The sequence below is a fragment of the Halomonas sp. I1 genome, from assembly GCF_032334135.1.
Lineage (GTDB): Bacteria > Pseudomonadota > Gammaproteobacteria > Pseudomonadales > Halomonadaceae > Halomonas.
In genome coordinates, this window is record NZ_JAVXUS010000001.1 from 395,788 (window position 1) to 413,206 (window position 17,419).

The window sequence follows — 17,419 nt, forward strand, 5'->3', positions numbered from 1 at the left end:
CAGGACAAGAAGTGGAGTCGACATGAAATTTTCCATTTCCCGAGAAGCGCTGTTGCGCCCGCTGACTCTGGTCGCCGGCGTGGTGGAGCGGCGTCAGACCCTGCCGGTGCTGTCGAATGTCTTGATCCAGGTCGAACAGGATCAAGTGTCATTGACCGGCACCGATCTGGAAGTCGAGCTGATCGGTCGCACCGTGGCCAGCCAGGTGGATGACGCGGGGTCGGCCACCGTGCCGGCTCGAAAGTTGATGGATATCTGCAAGTCGCTACCGGACCAGGCCGAGGTTCAAATCGCTCTGGAGGATAATCGGGCGGTTCTGCGCAGCGGGCGTTCCCGTTTCACGCTGTCGACCTTGCCGGTGGCAGAGTTCCCCAATATCGAAGATGGTCAGAGCAGCGTCGAGTTGAGCTTGCCGCGAGGCACTCTCAAGCGTCTCATCGATGCAACGTCCTTTGCCATGGCTCAGCAGGATGTTCGCTATTATCTCAATGGCATGTTGCTTGAGTTCGGCACCAATCTGGTTCGGACCGTGGCCACCGATGGCCACCGGCTGGCGGTGGCGTCGCGTCCTGCCGAGATCCAGGTGGAGCCCGCTCAGAAGTTGATCGTGCCGCGCAAGGGGATCATGGAACTGGTTCGCCTGCTCGATGATGGTGACGATCCCGTGAGCCTGACACTGGGATCGACGCATATCCGTGCCCATACGGGGGATTTCACCTTCACGTCCAAGCTGGTCGATGGCAAGTTTCCCGATTACGAGCGTGTGGTGCCAAAAGGCGGGGACAAGGTTCTCATCGCCGAACGGACAGAGCTGCGCCAAGTGCTGTCACGCACCGCGATCCTGTCCAACGAAAAGTATCGCGGCGTGCGTCTCAATCTCGAAGAAGGCAACCTGCGGGTCATGGCCAACAACCCCGAGCAGGAAGAGGCCGAGGAGAACGTTGGCGTCGAATATGCCGGGCCGGCTATGGAAATCGGCTTCAATGTCGGCTATCTGGTCGATGTTCTCGGTGTGCTGGACGAGGATCGCGTACAGTTGACCCTGGCGGACCCCAACAGCAGTGCCTTGCTCGAGGAGCCCGGCGGCGGCGATGCACTTTATGTCGTCATGCCGATGCGCCTTTGAGACGACCCCTGACTCCCCGTGCCGATGTTCCTCTTTCAGTGGACATCGGCAATAGGATCCTTTCTCTCGATGCCTCTCGATCGCCTCGCTTTTCAGGGCCTGCGTAATCTCCAGGCCCTGGAGCTGACTCCTGGCCCTCGAATCAACCTCTTCATCGGTGACAACGGCACCGGCAAGACCAGCTTGCTGGAGGGAATACATGTTCTGGGCATGGGGCGCTCTTTCCGCGCGAGACAGCTGCGTCATGCCATCGCCCATGATGAGGAGAGCATGACCCTCCATGGCCGTTTGTCGGGTGACCCTCCCTTGCCCATAGGGGTGCGTCGCCGCCGGGATAGTGATGAGCTTGAGATGCGCCTGGCAGGGGAGAGGGTTAGCCGGGTAGCGCAGCTGGTGGAAACCCTGCCGCTGCAACTCATCAATCCCGATGCCTTTCGCCTTCTCGAGGGTTCACCGGCTGGGCGCCGTGAGTTCCTCGACTGGGGTGTGTTTCACGTGAAACACGATTTTCTCGATGCCTGGAAGCGCTTCAGAAGGGCGTTGAAGCATCGGAATGCTCTCCTCAGGCATGGTAGAATGACGGATGCGTCAATGGGCGCCTGGGAACGCGAACTGGCACATTGGGGCACTCGGCTGGATGAACTGCGTCGAGCCTGGATAGATGCGTTTCTGCCCGTGTTCCAGGAGACCCTGGGAGGGTTGATCGCCTTGCCCGAACTCCAGTTGCGTTATGCCCGAGGGTGGGATCGCAAGCGACAGCTTGCCGATGTGCTCGAGCAAAGCAGGGAAACCGATCAACAGATGGGGTTTACCCAACAGGGGCCACAGCGAGCAGATCTCGGCATACGTCTGGGGCGCCGGCCGGCGATCGAGACCCTGTCGAGAGGCCAGCAGAAGCTGGTAGTCAGTGCGCTGAAGCTTGCCCAGGGGCGGTTGCTGGAGCGCCTTACAGGCCGCTCCTGCGTCTATCTGATCGATGACCTCCCGGCTGAGCTGGATGGAGACCGCCGGCGTGTCTTCTGCGAGTGGTTGGCGCATATGCACTGTCAGGCGTTTATTACCAGTGTCGATCCGAATGCCTTGACGGACTCGTGGGATGTGGACACACCAGTGTCGATGTTTCACGTGAAACATACCGAGGCAGGGCAGGGGCAGCTGCTGCCGATGGACAGACAGACTTCATGATGGAGTAGTCAATGAGCGAACAAGCTTACGACTCATCAAGCATCAAGGTTCTCAAGGGCCTGGATGCGGTACGCAAGCGGCCCGGCATGTACATCGGCGACACCGATGACGGTACAGGCCTGCACCACATGGTGTTCGAGCTGGTGGACAACTCCATCGATGAAGCCCTGGCCGGACACTGTAGTGAAATTCGTGTGCTGATTCACCCGGACGAATCGATCACCGTCAGCGACAATGGACGCGGCATTCCGACCGAGATCCATGAGGGAGAAGGCGTTTCGGCCGCCGAAGTGATCATGACGGTGCTCCACGCCGGCGGCAAGTTCGATGATAATTCCTACAAGGTCTCCGGTGGCCTGCATGGCGTCGGGGTTTCTGTGGTCAATGCTCTTTCCGAGGAGTTGAAACTGACCATCTGGCGGCAAGGGAAGGTGCATGAGCAGATCTATCGCCACGGCGAGGCCGTGGCGCCGCTGTCGATAGTTGGCACCACTGAGCAGACCGGCAGCCGCGTGCATTTCCGGCCTTCATCCGAGACCTTCCATAATATCGAGTTTCACTACGATGTCCTCGCCAAGCGCCTGCGTGAGCTGTCATTCCTGAACTCCGGTGTGGCGATTCGCTTGACCGACGAACGTACCGGCAAGGAAGAGCTCTTCCATTATGAAGGGGGATTGCGCGCCTTCGTCGACCACCTGAACACCAACAAGACGGTCCTCAACCCGGTATTCCATTTTAATGTCGAGCGTGAGGATGGCGTCGGTGTCGAAGTGGCGATGCAATGGAACGATACTTTCGCCGAGAATATCTTCTGTTACACCAACAATATTCCCCAAGGCGATGGGGGTACACACCTGGCCGGGTTCCGGGCGTCGCTGACACGGACACTCAACCACTACATCGAGGCCGAGGGCTTGTTGAAGAAGGCCAAGGTCAACACCTCGGGCGATGATGCCAGGGAGGGTCTCACGGCCATCATCTCGGTCAAGGTACCGGATCCCAAGTTCTCGTCACAGACCAAGGACAAGCTGGTTTCCTCCGAGGTGAAGACGGCGGTGGAACAGGAGATGGGGCGCCAGTTCTCGGAGTACCTGGTCGAACGGCCGAACGAGGCCAAGGCCATCGTCAACAAGATGCTGGATGCGGCCCGGGCGCGCGAAGCGGCGCGCAAGGCACGTGACATGACGCGTCGCAAGGGCGCGCTGGATATCGCCGGGCTGCCCGGAAAACTGGCCGACTGCCAGGAAAAGGATCCTAGTCTGTCGGAGCTTTATCTGGTCGAGGGGGACTCGGCTGGTGGCAGTGCCAAGCAGGGGCGTGATCGCCGCACCCAGGCAATCCTGCCGCTCAAGGGCAAGATACTCAATGTGGAGAAGGCGCGTTTCGACAAGATGCTGTCTTCTGCCGAGGTCGGTACCCTGATCACGGCCCTGGGTTGTGGCATCGGCCGGGAAGAGTTCGATCCGGACAAGTTGCGTTACCATTCGATCATCATCATGACCGACGCTGATGTCGATGGCTCGCATATTCGTACGTTGTTGCTGACGTTCTTCTTCCGGCAGATGTCACAACTGATCGAGCGTGGGCATGTCTTCATCGCACAACCACCTCTTTACAAGATCAAGCGTGGGAAGCAGGAGAGCTACCTCAAGGATGAACAGGCTCTGACCGACTACCTGACCACCACGGCCCTGGATGGTGCTCGTCTGCACGTGAATGCTGATGCGCCGGGGATCGAGGGTGAAGGGCTCGAGGGGCTGGTCAAGCAGTATCGTGATGTCATGAACCGAATCGATCGCTTGTCCCGTGTCTATCCTGACATGGTTCTGCGCAAGATCGTGCATGCCGCCAGACTGGAAGGCGAAGAGAGCCTGCGGGACCGCGTGACCATGCAGAACTGGATCGAATACCTGCAAACCGAGATGGATGCCATCGTCTCTTATGAAGGCGGGCCTCGCTATACCTTCCGCCTGGAGGAAGACAGCGAGCGTGGCCTCTATCTGCCGGCCGTTACCCTGGCCGCGCATGGTGTCACCTCGGACTATGTCTGGGGGGTGGACTTCTTCACCAGTGCGGACTACCGAGCCATTACCGGACTTGGCGAGACACTGGATGACTTGCTCGAAGAGGGCGCCTACGTGGCTCGTGGCGAGCGGAAAAAGTCGGTTGGCAGCTTCTATGATGCTCTTGAGTGGTTGATGAATGAAGCCCAGCGTGGCCTTTCTATCCAACGTTACAAGGGGTTGGGGGAGATGAACCCCGAGCAGCTGTGGGAAACGACCATGGACCCCAATACGCGCCGCATGCTGCGGGTATCCATCGAGGATGCGGTGGCGGCCGACATGATGTTCAACACCCTGATGGGTGATGAGGTTGAGCCGCGCCGTTACTTCATCGAGCGGAACGCCCTGGTGGCCAATCTGGACATCTAGTCGGTTGCACAGATCGGAGATGTTTCACATGAAACATCTCCGGTGAGAAGACGCGAGGCGAGGGGCCGCATCGAACTGGCGATGTGGCCCCTTTCTTTTACGCGTCAGGCATGCTGCCGAGGGTCCGAGCACGAGAGAGACATTTTCGGCGGAGTGCACAGATGGTCGAACATCACCCTGACACGCTGTCGAGGGCGGCGTGCATGCGACACGATCAATCAAGGCAAGATGACTTGACCATTCTTCAAGGGATTGTATGAGAGGCCATGGGAGCATGACGGGAGATTATCTCGCCCTCTTGCCGTCCGGCAAACCCAGCACCATCAGTACGATGTTTCACGTGAAACATCTGGATTGAGAGAGGAAGGAAGGGTAGAAATCACTTTCTCAAGCCGAAGAAGTGTCGAGCAACCAATCGGTAAAGCCGGCCAGGTCCTTGAATATCTTCATGTTCGATGACGCGAGGTCGGGGTGTTTGTCCAGCGTGCGTTGCCCCTTGCCGGTCATCACCAGGGCCTGGCGACAGCCTGCTGCTTCGCCCGCCTGCATGTCTCTCAGGCTGTCACCGACCATCCAGCTTCCCTCGAGGGATGGCAGGCACAGGGCTTGACGAATTTCATGGAGCATCCCCGGTAGAGGCTTGCGGCAATGACAGCCATCGTTCGGGCCATGTGGGCAGTAAGCGATATAAGCCAGTTCACCACCGGCGGCATGCACCAGTGACTGCATATGTCGGTGCATGTCGGAAAGCACACCCTCGTCATAATAGCCGCGTGCGATGCCGGACTGGTTGGTGGCGATGGCAACCCGCCAGCCTGCATGGTGGAGCCTGGCGATTGCCTCGATGGCACTGGGGTAGGGAAGCCACTCGTCGAGCGACTTGATGTAATCATCGGAATCCTGGTTGATGACGCCATCCCGATCGAGAATGACAAGTCTGGTGGTCATGATGCAGTTTCCGTAGTGGTTCCGAGGGCTGAGGAAAGCAATAGGGGTTCGGGGGTCTGACCGCGGAATTCTACAGCCTACCCTGGAAACAGGACACTCCTGCCAGGGTGTGTGTTTCACGTGAAACAAGACGCCCCTTGCGCCGGAGGCCATGGTTCGGCCTAGTCCGATAGTGGCAGACGCTTGGCCAGAAAGTCGATGCAGGCCGAGACCTTGAGAGGGGTATGTTGACGTGCGGGCATGACGGCATGGACGGCGATGTCCGGCAGTTTCCAGTTGCTCAACACCTCGCAGAGACGGCCATTGGCCAAGGCTTCAGCGACAATGGATTCCGAGGTCTGAACGAGGCCGAGCCCCTGTTCGGCGGCAAGCGTCAAGGGAAGACCGTAATTGGACTTGAGTCGGCCGGACACAGGGATGACATGACGCTCATCACCGCGTTGCATGGCCCACTGGGCAGGACCTTGAAAGCGTGTGAAGTGGAGACAATGATGCTCATGAAGATCACAGGGATGGCGGGGTTCGCCATGATGCGCGAGATAGTCGGGTGAGGCCACGATCAGGCGTCGATCCCGAGCGATGCGTTTAGCTACCAGTCGGGAGTCGCCGAGTTGACCAATGCGAATGGCGAGGTCAAAGCCCTCACCGATGATATCGACAAAGTGGTCATCGAAGCAGGCATCGACGCTGACCGAGGGGTGAAGACGAAGAAAATCAGCCAGATGAGGTGCTATATGCAGGCGGCCGTAGTTGACTGGCAGGGAGACGCGTAGTTCGCCCTGAGGGCCCACCTGACGATCTCGCAGGCGGTCACCGGCCTGAGTGATGCTCCCCAGTGCCGGCTCTACCCGGATGAGATAGTCCTCTCCATCTTCGGTCAGGGTCAGGGCACGGGTAGAGCGGTTCAACAACCTTGTACCGAGACGTTGTTCCAGGGCATCGAGGCGTCGGCCGACCGAGCCACTGCTGATCAAGAGTCTCTCGGCGGCAGCTTGCAGGGAGCCGCGCCTAGCCACCTCGATGAAGGCGGCAATTTCATCGATTGTCACGCCATGATGTCGTGTCATAGAGGCGTCCAGTGGGTTGAGGTGAAAGGCATACGCTGCGGCTTCTTGCATGGCACGCAAGACAGCTTAGCAAGCGCTGCGCTGGAAGTGAGTACCTGGGCATCACATCCTTGAAGCATGTCCTGAGGAGAAAAGGAGTGAGTGCCATGTGGGCTTATGAGGTTCAGGATTTTGGATGGGATGCGCTGAAGCGAGTGGAGAGGCCAAGGCGAGCGCTGGGCACCCAGGAGGTTCGAGTACGAGTACGTGCAGCCGCCACCAATTACCGTGACCTGGTCTTGTTGCAGGGAGACTACCTACCGAGTATGCCAAGGCCCTATGTACCTCTCTCGGAAGGGGCTGGCGATGTGATAGAGGTTGGGGAGTGCGTAAGGACTCTATCCCCGGGCCAGAGGGTACTGGGGCACTATACCAGTCGCTGGTTGGAGGGGCCTTTCCAGCAGGAATACCATGCCAGCAAGGTTGGGGGGCCTATGGATGGTTGGCTGACGGAGGAAATTATCCTGCCGGCCTCTGCGTTGTTGCCCGTACCGGCCGGGTGGAGCTTCGAAGAAGCCGCCGCATTGGCTGTCTCCGGGGTTACGGCCTGGCATGCGCTGGGAGATATCGACGCTCTGTCGGGGAAGTGGGTGCTGATCGAGGGAAGCGGTAATGTTTCCCTGCAGGCACTGCAGCTGGCTGCTGCCGCAGGGGCTCATTCGCTGGTACTGACTTCGCGAAATGATGAAGACAGTCGGGGGAAGCTGTTGGAGTTGGGTGCCGAAGCCGTTATTGGCCCCGGGGAGGATGCCGAGCGACGCAAGGCTATCCTTGAGGCAAGCGGTTGGCATGGTATTGACGTAGCCATGGAGGTCGTCGGTGGCCATATGCTGACGGAGTTGGTGCTGCCGGTCATGGCCACCCGTGGAAGGGTCGCTGTGATCGGCTTTCTCGGGAGTGACCGGGTGGAGGGCGAACTGGTCGGCCCCATGCTTGCAAAACTACTGCATCTGGTCGGCATCAGCGTCGGCAGTCGCCAGCATTTCGAGGAGCTCCTGGCATTCATGGTCCGAAAGGGGCTGCGTCCACTGATCGGAGGTCGATATGAGCCGGGAGCGCTGAGGGAGGCGCTAACGTCTTCTCCATCCTTGGGAAAGAACGTCATTCTGATGTCCTAGTGTCCTGTATCAAAAGTTGGCTGTATTTCTGGCGTTCCTTGGGCCCCGCCTATGCGGCGTTGCCGTTCCTCGCCATAGCGCTGCTGTGTCACATTACGGCGCCTTGCCTGACGGTTCAGCGCGCTCGCCATATCTTCAATGAATTTCCAAAACAGGACATTAGAGTCCTTGGCATTCTGGGCCCATGGAACACGACCAGTGTTTCACGTGAAACATCATTGGGGGCTGGAATAAAAGGGGCCTGTTTCACGTGAAACAGGCCCCTGGTCTTGCCTCGAAATCTCTTCGGGCAACTCGTCGGGTTCAGTGCTGAAGTTCGGCGATATCCGCAACCTCCAGGAACAGGGCCTGAAGGCTGGCCAGCAGCGCCAGGCGATTGCGCTTCACTGCATCGTCGTCGGCCATGACCATCACCTGGTCGAAGAAACGATCCACTGGCTCGCGCAGGCTGGCCAGGATATCCAGTGCATCACTGTAACGGGCTTCGGCGAACAGAGGTGCTACCTGCTCCTGACAGACCGAGAGGGCGTCGTACAGCGCTTTCTCGGCGTTTTCCTGAAGCAAGCCCGGTTCGACATTGTGAGCCACGCCGGAGCCCTGCTTGGCGAGGATGTTGGCAACACGCTTGTTGGCGGCAGCCAGGGCGCTGGCCTCCTCGCGGCGGGAAAAGGCGTGCACCGCCTGCAGGCGGCGAGCAAAGTCGAGGGGCTTGGTGACAGGCCGGCTGCGTACGGCTAGATAGACCTCGGCCTCTATACCCTCGTCGCGTGCCCAGGCACGAAAGCGATCGAGCATATAGGCCAGGACCTCATCCACCAGCCCTTCGGCATTGGGCAGGCTCTGGTGCTGGGACGCGGCCAGTTCGAGCAGCTCGCGCAGATCCAGGTCCAGTTCGCCCTTGATCAGGATGTTGAGCACGCCGATGGAAGCGCGGCGCAGGGCAAACGGGTCCTTGGTGCCGCTGGGGCGTTGGCCGATACCGAAGATGCCGGTCAGAGTGTCGAGGCGATCGGCCAGTGCCAGGGCCAGGCCGGTTTGGGTGCTCGGTACTGCGTCCCCGGCGAAACGCGGCAGGTACTGCTCCTCCAGAGCATGGGCGACTTCGGCGTCCTCGCCATCGTGAGTGGCGTAGTAGCGGCCCATGGTGCCTTGAAGCTCGGTAAACTCCTGAACCATTTCGGTGACCAGGTCGCACTTGGCCAGCTCGCTGGCCCGTTGAGCTCGATTGACATCTCCTCCAATGCGACTGGCGATGAAGGCGGCAATCGCGCCACTGCGGTGGGCCTTGTCGGCCAGAGTGCCCAGCTGCTGCTGGAAGACGACGCTGGAAAGCTCCCTGATGCGCTCGCCTAGCGGTCGTTGACGATCGGTGTCATAGAAGAAGGCGGCATCGGCCAGACGTGGGCGTATGACCTTTTCGTTGCCCTGAATGACGAGCTCGGGTGCCTGACTGTCGATATTGGCGATGGTGATGAACTGGGGGCGGAGCCGTCCATCGTCATCCAGCAGGTGGAAGTACTTCTGGTTGGCCTTCATGGAGGACACCAGGCATTCGGCCGGAACCTCTAGGAAGCGCTCGTCGAAGCTGCCGGTCAGGGCGACTGGCCATTCGACCAGGCCGCTGACCTCGGTCAACAGTTCCTCGTCGATCACTGCGGTGGCAGATTGGACTTCAGCTTCGGCGAGTACCTGTTCGCGAATGCGCTCACGACGCTGCTCGCGATCCGCCAGGACCCAGGCGTTCCCCATGGCGTTCAGGTAGTCGTCGGCATGACCGAGATCGACAGGTTCTGGAGCGTGAAAGCGGTGGCCGCGTGTGGTGCGGCCGGCCTGGAGCCCCAGGGCGGATGCCTCGACGACGTGCTCGCCATAGAGCATCACCAGCCAGTGAGCGGGCCGCGAGAACTCCACCCGAGAAGCTCCCCAGCGCATGTTCTTGGGGACCGGCAGGGCAGCGATGGACTTCTCGACGATGCCGGGGAGCAGGGAGGTGGTGGCCTCTCCCGGCTGCTGTTCACGGTAGCCGAGCCAGGTTCCCTTGTCGGTTTCCAGGCGGATCAGGTCATTGACGTCGACGCCACAGGAACGGGCAAAACCTTCGGCAGCCCTGGTCGGCTCGCCGTCCTTGAAGGCGGCGGTCAGGGAGGGACCGCGGCGCTCGACCTCGCGATCCGGCTGCTTATCGGTCAGGGCAGCGATTTGAACGGCCAGGCGGCGCGGGCTGGCATAGGCACGGATTTCACCGTGATCGATATCGGCGTCGTCCAGTCCTTGGCGAATGCCATCGGCGAGAGCGTCGGACAGGGTGTCGATTGCGCTCGGCGGCAGTTCTTCGACGCCCAGTTCGAGCAGAAAGGTATCGGCGGCCATCTTCAAGCGTCTCCCTGTTCGGCAGGCGACTCATTCGCCAGCAGTTCTTGGCGCAGGGCCTCGGAGGCCAGCGGGAAGCCGGCGGCCTTGCGGGATTCATAGTAGGCATGGGCCACGTCGCGGGCCATGGTGCGTACGCGCAGGATGTAGCGCTGCCGCTCGGTCACCGAGATGGCGTGACGGGCATCGAGCAGGTTGAAGGTGTGCGAGGCTTTGAGGACCTGTTCGTAGGCGGGTAGCGGCAAGCTGGCGTCGAGCAGTTTGGTGCACTCGCGCTCCTGGTGGTCGAAGGCCTCGAAGAGTGCCGGGACGTCGGCATGCTCGAAGTTGTAGGCGGACTGCTCGCGCTCGTTCTGCAGGAAGACGTCCCCATAGGTCACCCGGGTACCGTCTGGTGCGACCGTCCAGACCAGGTCGTAGACACTGTCGACGTCCTGCACGTACATGGCGATTCGCTCGAGACCATAGGTCAACTCGCCAGTGACGGGGTAGCATTCCAGCCCGCCGGCCTGCTGGAAGTAGGTGAACTGTGTCACTTCCATGCCGTTGAGCCAGACTTCCCAACCGAGCCCCCAGGCGCCCAGGGTGGGGGACTCCCAGTTGTCTTCGACGAAGCGGATGTCATGGACCAGAGGATCGATGCCGAGACACTTCAGGGAGCCGAGATAAAGCTCCTGCAGGTCCGCCGGAGAAGGCTTCATCACCACCTGGAACTGGTAGTAGTGCTGCAGGCGGTTGGGGTTCTCGCCATAGCGGCCATCGGTGGGACGACGGGAAGGCTGCACGTAGGCGGCGTTCCAGGTCTCGGGGCCGATGGAGCGCAGGAAGGTGGCCGTATGGAAGGTTCCGGCCCCGACCTCCATGTCCAGGGGCTGGAGGACCACGCAGCCCTGTTCGGCCCAGTACTGCTGCAGGGCCAGGATCAGCCCCTGGAAGGTTGTCACGTCTGGCGTCGACTGTGTCATTGCGAAAGCACCGTTGGCCATGAATTCACGAGCCGTCAAGTATACAATCACAGGCAGATCGGTTATAGGCGCAGGCCCGGAGCAAGAGGAATCCCATGATCGTAGTGACAGGCGGGGCCGGCTTCATCGGCTCGAATCTGGTCAAGGCACTCAACGAGCGGGGCCATGACGACATCCTGGTGGTCGACGATCTACGCGACGGCACCAAGTTCATCAATCTCGTCGACTGCACCCTCGGCGACTATCTCGACAAGGACGAGTTCCTGGCGCGAGTCAGAGCCGCCCTGCGCGGTGAGCAGACGCACCTGCCGGCCATCGAGGCCATCTTTCACGAGGGGGCCTGTTCCGATACCACGGAGTGGGATGGGCGCTTCATGCTCGAGAATAATTTCGAGTACTCCAAGGAACTGCTGCATTTCTGCCAGCTCAAGGGCATCCCGTTCCTGTATGCCTCTTCCGCCGCGACCTATGGTGGCAGCGAGGTATTCCGAGAGGAGCCAGAGCACGAGAAGCCGCTGAACGTCTATGGCTATTCCAAGCTGCTGTTCGATCAGTATGTTCGAGCCCGGCATCATGAGTTCGAGAGCCAGGTGGTAGGGTTTCGTTACTTCAACGTCTATGGCCCCCGGGAACAGCACAAGGGCAAGATGGCCAGCGTGGCCTATCACCATCACACACAGATCAGCGGCGGCGAAAACCTCAAGTTGTTCGGTGCCTGGGCGGGTTACGAGGCGGGCATGCAAAGCCGTGACTTCATCTATGTGGGCGACGTGGTGGACGTCAACCTGTGGTTCCTCGACAACCCGACAGCTTCGGGCATCTTCAACCTGGGGACCGGGCGTGCCGAGCCCTTCAAGGCGATCGGCGAGGCGGTGATCGACTACTACGGCAAGGGCAAGATCGAATACATCGACTTCCCGGAGCACCTCAAGGGGCGCTACCAGAGCTATACACGCGCCGATATCGAGAGGCTGCGCGAGGCCGGCTATGATCGCGAGTTCCACACCGTTGCCGATGGCGTGCGCGCCTATATGGAGTGGCTGAATGGCTGAGGCCGCTCTCGGCGAGCGTATCCTGGTCGTCGGCCCGTCCTGGGTCGGCGACATGGTCATGGCGCAAAGCCTGTTCAAGACCCTCAAGGCGCGGTTGCCGGACGCCTATATCGGCGTCGTGGCGCCGGCCTGGTCGCGTCCGATCCTCGAGCGCATGGAAGAGGTCGATGAAGTGGCTCCGCTGGAGGTCGGGCACGGTGAGTTCGGTTGGACCACTCGGCGCCGTCTGGCCGCTGAACTGCGCGGTCGCTTCGATCGGGCCCTGGTCCTGCCTCGCTCCTGGAAGTCGGCGCTGGTGCCGTTCCTGGCGCGCATTCCTCATCGTACGGGCTTTACCGGCGAGCAACGCTATGGCCTGCTCAACGATCGTCGTCGTCTCGACAAGTCGATACTCGATCAGACCGTCAAGCGCTTCGTGGCGCTCGGCCTGTCGGCTGGCGAAGCCGAGCAGGGGGATTTCGTGGTGCCGCGGCCGGAACTGCGCCGGGACACGGCCAATCTGCAGCGCCTGCACGAAACGCTCGGCCTGAGCACTCGTCCGGCGATTGCCATGATGCCGGGCGCCGAGTACGGGCCGGCCAAACAGTGGCCCTTGTCCTATTTCCATGAACTGGCCCGGGCGCTGGTGGCCGAGGGCTATGAAGTTCGCGTGCTGGGCGGCCCCAAGGATGCCGCGGCCGGTGACGCGATCGCCAAGGACCTCACGGGGGTGCACAACCTCTGTGGACGCACTCGTCTCGGGGATGCCGTGGACCTGCTCGCCGATTGCCGACAGGCGGTGACCAACGACTCCGGCTTGATGCATGTGGCGGCGGCGGCCGGCACTCGTGTCCAGGCGATCTACGGTTCGTCTTCGCCCGACTACACACCGCCGCTTACCGGTGACGCCAACATCCACTACCTGGCGCTGGAGTGCTCGCCCTGCTTCGAGCGTACCTGCCCGCTGGGACACACCAACTGCCTCAATCACCTGCCGCCGGAGCGCTTGCTGAGCGCCATACGTGGCTAAAAGGCCGTTTCCCCGATATGACACCTACTGTTGACCAAGCATGGGCGATATGACCACCAGCCAGACCGACACTCACCGTTTTCCGGAACTCCTGGGCCAGGGGCTGGTCGCCACTGGCGTGCTGTTGCTGCCGGCATTGTCCCTGATCGTCGATAGTGGCTACTCCCTCGGGGCGGCGTTGCTGCTGCTGGGAGGCCTGGTGCTTGGCTGGCGGGGGGCGACGCAACGCATCGGGCGTCGCGAAACCTGGGTTCTTGTCGCCTTGCTGGGCTATGTCCTGGCGAACCTCGTGGCGCAGGCGGTGCATGATCTGCCATGGCGTGACTTCGACCGGCCGAGCCGTTTTCTGCTGGCGATACCGGCCTTCCTGCTGTTGTTGCGCTTTCCGCCGCGTGTCGAGCATTTCATGGCGGGGCTGGTGGCGGGGGCATCGCTGACCGGCCTCTGGGCTCTGTGGCAAAAGTTGATCGAGGGCGTCCCGCGTGCCATGGGGCATACCCATGTCATCCAGTTCGGCAACATCAGCATGTTGATGGGGCTGCTATGCCTGGCCGGGCTGGGCTGGGCAGCCATGCGACGACATCATGCCCGTGCCTGGATGGGAGTGCTGATCCTGGGTGGACTGCTGGGCATGCTGGGTTCATTGATGTCCGGGAGCCGAGGTGGCTGGGTCGGGTTGCCCCTGGTGGCCCTGGCCTTCTACCGGGCCTATGCCCCCTATGTGAGTCGGCGTCTTCAGGCGCTTATCGTCGGCGGCGGTACGATCATGCTGGCCCTGATACTGGCCATTCCGCAGACCGGTGTTGCTCACCGTGTCGGTCAGGCCTTCAGTAATGTCGAGCAGTACCTGGTCGAGGGTAATGCCAACACGTCGGTAGGATTGCGTTTCGACATGTGGTCGGCGGCGGCGCAGGCCATTCCCCGGCACCCAGTGCTTGGCTGGGACAGAGAAGGCTATATGGCCTTCGAGGCCGACCTCATCGAGCGCGGAGGACTGTCCCCGGCGATCGCGAATTTCGGTCATCCGCACAATGAGGTACTCAATACGCTGCTCTTCGAGGGCATCATTGGCCTGTTCGGGCTGCTGCTGCTCTACGGGGCGGCCTTGTGGCGCTTTCTGCCGGGGATCGAGAGCAATGACCTGTCTCGACGCTCGATGAGCCTGTGTGGCGCCTTGTTGCCGATATGCTTCATCGATTTCGGCCTGTCCCAGTCCTTCTTCGAGCACAACAGCGGTGTGATGGTCTACGCTTTCTTCCTGGTGGTTCTGGCCGCCCTGGTACGGCGCTTCGAATAGCCTCGTCGAGATGGATCACCCTGATATTTCTCTTGCTCTGGATGATCGTCATGGCGTTTGTGGTGCGTCATCCGGTGCCATGCCGCCAATATCGAAACCTTGCCAGAGGCGCTCATGAAGTGCCGTTTCCCGCTTGAGCTGATTGTTGAGGGTCTGCAGGCCGTGCTGTTCGATCAGAGTCGGCTCGTTCGAGAGCAGTGATACACCCAGTCCGGCGCGATGCCAGTCGATGACGAAGCCCATGGCTTCGAGCACCGTGGGCAGGATGTCCATGGTCGAGGCCTCGACCTTGATGCGACGTGGTGCGAGGTCGTTGCCGAGCAACATGAAGGTGTTGCTGCGCGGGCTGGCGGTCAGCGCTTCCCAGGCCGATACGCGCATCGACAGGTGATCGCTGGCGATGACCACCAGCGTATCCTTCAGCAGCCCTTCACCGGCAAGGCGTTTTACCAGATCATGGGCCATGCGGGCGGAGCACTCGACACTGTAGAGAATGTCCGTGCCCTCGAACTCCCCCTGGTGCTGGCGGCATTCGTCGGGTGGGTAGCCGTATGGTGGATGCGTGGCCAGGCTCAGGTTGACCAGCCCCCAGGGATCCCCCTGTTCTTCCAGGCGTCGAATCTCGTCGACGGTCATGGCATAGAGGTCGTCGTCGTAGAGGCCCCAACTGTTCAGGTTGTCCGGGTCATCGAGCCGAGGCGCCAGGTCGTCGCGGCCCAGCACTCGCGAGAACCCATGTCCTGCGTAGAACTTGCCCTTGCCGGCGAAGCGTTTGCTGGCACCCGCCATGTAGGTCAGAGAATAGCCCTGGCCGGCGAGCAGGTCGCCCAGGCAGGAGACGCCGGGTACGACTCGTTCGAGTGGCTCCAGCTGGCTGTCATGGAGCAACCCTGCCGGCATCAGCGGGACGCCACACTGGCTGGCGATCATGCCGGCCATGGTCCAGCCGGTATTATCGGCCTGACGTACGCCTTCGAATACCACACCCTGGTCGCCGAGGGCGCCGAGCGGTGCATAGACGTCGCCGAAACGCTCGCGATCGGCGTAGGTGCGCTCGAGACTCTCCAGGTAAATGACCAACAGATTGGGAGGGGAGGGCGGCTTCTCGAGGATCACCGGGGCAACGTAACGCTGGTCCAGCCAGGCGCCCTCCTCGGCGACGACGGCCGCGCCGCGTTGGCCGATGCCGTAGAGCAAGGGGTTGGTGGCCAGCAATGCCAACGCCAGCAGCCGCTCCAGCAGTCGCCAACGATGATCATGACGAACCAGCCAGGTGAAACTCGCCAGGACCGGGAGCATGGCCAGGGTGTAGAAGATGGCGACGATGGTGCGTTCGCCTCCGCCATGCTCGCTGATACCGGCCTGCAGGTGGAAGAGCACCGCACCGAGATCGACAATGCCGAAGCTGTCGGCGAGATAGACGTAGACACCCCAGAAGATGAGCGGCACGAGCGACCAGGGCCAGCCTTTCGCGGGTGGATGACGGGATGGTACGCCCCAGCGCAGGGCTCGAGCCGTCAACAGCCAGGCTGCCGTGATGGGCAGCTGGCCCCAGTGCGAGAGCTGGAGGGCCGTGACCAAGGCATAACCAAGAGCGAGCCCGAGAGTGAGCAAGGCCCACCAGCGGGGATGTTTTAGCCAGTCTGAGCGAGAGCGAAGCGTCATAAAAGTCTGCACTGCATGAGGCGTGATAGTGGGCCTTCAGATGCGGTTAGAATACGCCATTGGCGCGAGCGTTGGCGATGACGAATATCCCAATGAATGTTTGCAGGGCACCCCGGGCGGCCGGCGTCAATCAACTTTAGGTTGCGATTTCATGAACTAGCGCATAGATCGTTATATGGTTTGATTGGTTTGCGACAGGTAGCGCTCAAAGACCTTCATCGCGACAAGCATTTCGCGTTGCGAGTTAAAGAAACTAGCAATGTATCGGTTTGCGTTTCGAATGATGGCCTGGGCTTCTTCTGGGTGTGCTAAATAGTAGTCAATTTTTTCTTCCAGATCAGAAAAATCATCGCGCACCTCTACGTAGTGGTAGCCGGGAATCAGCGTGCCTTCCATGAGCCAAGTTTCATAAATGGGGCGTTTCATGAAACAGAGAGAGTTGGAAGCCATGATCCACTTCAGGTTGGTGGCGACATCGTTTCCTTCAATGCTTAAAATGAATTTGTATTCAAGCTGTTTTTCGATAGGCATGAAGGTTTTTCGGTAAGCTGCGGTTTTCTCCTTGTCATCAGTAGCACCAATATCACAGCATGGCAGGTTATAGCATTGATCCAAGAAATGACGACGATGAGGTTGGTGGGCCGCTCCACGCCACACCAAGGTGTTCCTCTTGTCGTCGTAACGATAACGATCTTTTACCGTATAGAAATGACGCACACTGTTGAGTTTAAGAAGTACAGAGTTTCGGTTTTCACCATGGATGGGCCGACTTTTGACAAAAGTCGGGACGTCGGGCACATAGACTTTGTCCCCGAATCGATAATGGTATGCAACATCGTCGGGGAAGTGTTTTGCTATTTGATAAAAGTCGAGATGATAAGTCGACTTTTTAAAGCTCAGGGATAGGTCGCGGTTTCGGGTTGCCGTGTCCGATAGAACGTGGGTGGCATCAAGCTTGTTGTAGTAATCGATACGCGCGTTGATAGCCTCCTGCTCAGCGCTGGGCAGGGCATCGAATGATGAGAGAAGTGCCTGGCACCGGCGTTGAAAAAAAGGCCTTGGAGGAAGTGACCTCAGAAGACCTGAGACATAAAACATCGTCTTGTGCGCGCGATAAGCATTCTTGCCGTTCATCATGGAGAGAAG

At 60.2% G+C, this 17,419-nt stretch carries 13 protein-coding genes; 7 read left to right on the forward strand and 6 right to left on the reverse strand.

All coding sequences use genetic code 11. The features are described from left to right. Nucleotides 1-22 precede the first annotated feature (22 nt). The 3 genes from dnaN to gyrB all read left to right on the forward strand — a co-directional run bounded on the left by dnaN (nucleotide 23) and on the right by gyrB (nucleotide 4,743). A complete protein-coding gene (gene dnaN / locus RSO41_RS01805) occupies nucleotides 23-1,126 on the forward strand; it encodes a DNA polymerase III subunit beta (RefSeq protein WP_315617211.1) in 1,104 nt (367 codons plus the stop codon). Between the two features lie 69 nt (nucleotides 1,127-1,195). Continuing rightward, entirely contained in the window at nucleotides 1,196-2,311 is a 1,116-nt protein-coding gene (gene recF, locus RSO41_RS01810) for a DNA replication/repair protein RecF (protein WP_315617213.1), read from the forward strand. Between the two features lie 11 nt (nucleotides 2,312-2,322). Beyond that, the gene (gene gyrB, locus RSO41_RS01815) at nucleotides 2,323-4,743 is read left to right on the forward strand and encodes a DNA topoisomerase (ATP-hydrolyzing) subunit B (protein WP_315617215.1); all 2,421 of its coding nucleotides are present in this window, start codon (nucleotides 2,323-2,325) and stop codon (nucleotides 4,741-4,743) included. A gap of 387 nt (nucleotides 4,744-5,130) precedes the next feature. Here gyrB and gmhB read toward each other — a convergent pair whose 3' ends face one another. Together gmhB and RSO41_RS01825 are read right to left on the reverse strand one after the other, a co-directional pair. Continuing rightward, entirely contained in the window at nucleotides 5,131-5,691 is a 561-nt protein-coding gene (gene gmhB, locus RSO41_RS01820; RefSeq protein WP_315617217.1) for a D-glycero-beta-D-manno-heptose 1,7-bisphosphate 7-phosphatase, read from the reverse strand. A 161-nt stretch (nucleotides 5,692-5,852) separates the two neighbouring features. After that, entirely contained in the window at nucleotides 5,853-6,740 is an 888-nt protein-coding gene (locus tag RSO41_RS01825) for a LysR family transcriptional regulator (protein WP_315617219.1), read from the reverse strand. Nucleotides 6,741-6,904: 164 nt separating this feature from the next. On the opposite strand from RSO41_RS01825, the gene RSO41_RS01830 reads away from it, so the two are divergent. Next, a complete protein-coding gene (locus RSO41_RS01830) occupies nucleotides 6,905-7,915 on the forward strand; it encodes an NAD(P)-dependent alcohol dehydrogenase (RefSeq protein ID WP_315617221.1) in 1,011 nt (336 codons plus the stop codon). A gap of 303 nt (nucleotides 7,916-8,218) precedes the next feature. Here RSO41_RS01830 and glyS read toward each other — a convergent pair whose 3' ends face one another. Together glyS and glyQ are read right to left on the reverse strand one after the other, a co-directional pair. Beyond that, nucleotides 8,219-10,285: a glycine--tRNA ligase subunit beta gene (gene glyS, locus RSO41_RS01835; protein WP_315617223.1), complete on the reverse strand. Its 2,067-nt coding sequence runs from the start codon at nucleotides 10,283-10,285 to the stop codon at nucleotides 8,219-8,221. 2 nt (nucleotides 10,286-10,287) lie between these two features. Next, on the reverse strand, nucleotides 10,288-11,250 hold the full coding sequence (gene glyQ / locus RSO41_RS01840) for a glycine--tRNA ligase subunit alpha (protein ID WP_315617225.1): 963 nt from the start codon (nucleotides 11,248-11,250) through the stop codon (nucleotides 10,288-10,290). A 95-nt stretch (nucleotides 11,251-11,345) separates the two neighbouring features. On the opposite strand from glyQ, the gene rfaD reads away from it, so the two are divergent. Genes rfaD through RSO41_RS01855 form a run of 3 tightly spaced genes read left to right on the forward strand, consistent with a single transcriptional unit; the run spans nucleotide 11,346 to nucleotide 14,608 of the window. Continuing rightward, nucleotides 11,346-12,302: an ADP-glyceromanno-heptose 6-epimerase gene (rfaD, locus tag RSO41_RS01845; RefSeq protein ID WP_315617227.1), complete on the forward strand. Its 957-nt coding sequence runs from the start codon at nucleotides 11,346-11,348 to the stop codon at nucleotides 12,300-12,302. Continuing rightward, nucleotides 12,295-13,311, forward strand: a complete 1,017-nt coding sequence (gene waaF / locus RSO41_RS01850) for a lipopolysaccharide heptosyltransferase II (RefSeq protein ID WP_315617229.1) — start codon at nucleotides 12,295-12,297, stop codon at nucleotides 13,309-13,311. Before rfaD ends, waaF begins: the two co-directional genes overlap by 8 nt. A gap of 40 nt (nucleotides 13,312-13,351) precedes the next feature. Continuing rightward, the gene (locus RSO41_RS01855; RefSeq protein WP_315617231.1) at nucleotides 13,352-14,608 is read left to right on the forward strand and encodes an O-antigen ligase family protein; all 1,257 of its coding nucleotides are present in this window, start codon (nucleotides 13,352-13,354) and stop codon (nucleotides 14,606-14,608) included. A gap of 48 nt (nucleotides 14,609-14,656) precedes the next feature. On the opposite strand, the gene RSO41_RS01860 is transcribed toward RSO41_RS01855, so the two are convergent. Together RSO41_RS01860 and RSO41_RS01865 are read right to left on the reverse strand one after the other, a co-directional pair. After that, the gene (locus RSO41_RS01860) at nucleotides 14,657-16,273 is read right to left on the reverse strand and encodes a sulfatase-like hydrolase/transferase (RefSeq protein WP_315617233.1); all 1,617 of its coding nucleotides are present in this window, start codon (nucleotides 16,271-16,273) and stop codon (nucleotides 14,657-14,659) included. Nucleotides 16,274-16,444: 171 nt separating this feature from the next. Continuing rightward, nucleotides 16,445-17,410, reverse strand: a complete 966-nt coding sequence (locus RSO41_RS01865; RefSeq protein WP_315617235.1) for a glycosyl transferase family 90 — start codon at nucleotides 17,408-17,410, stop codon at nucleotides 16,445-16,447. Between the last annotated feature and the right edge of the window lie 9 nt (nucleotides 17,411-17,419).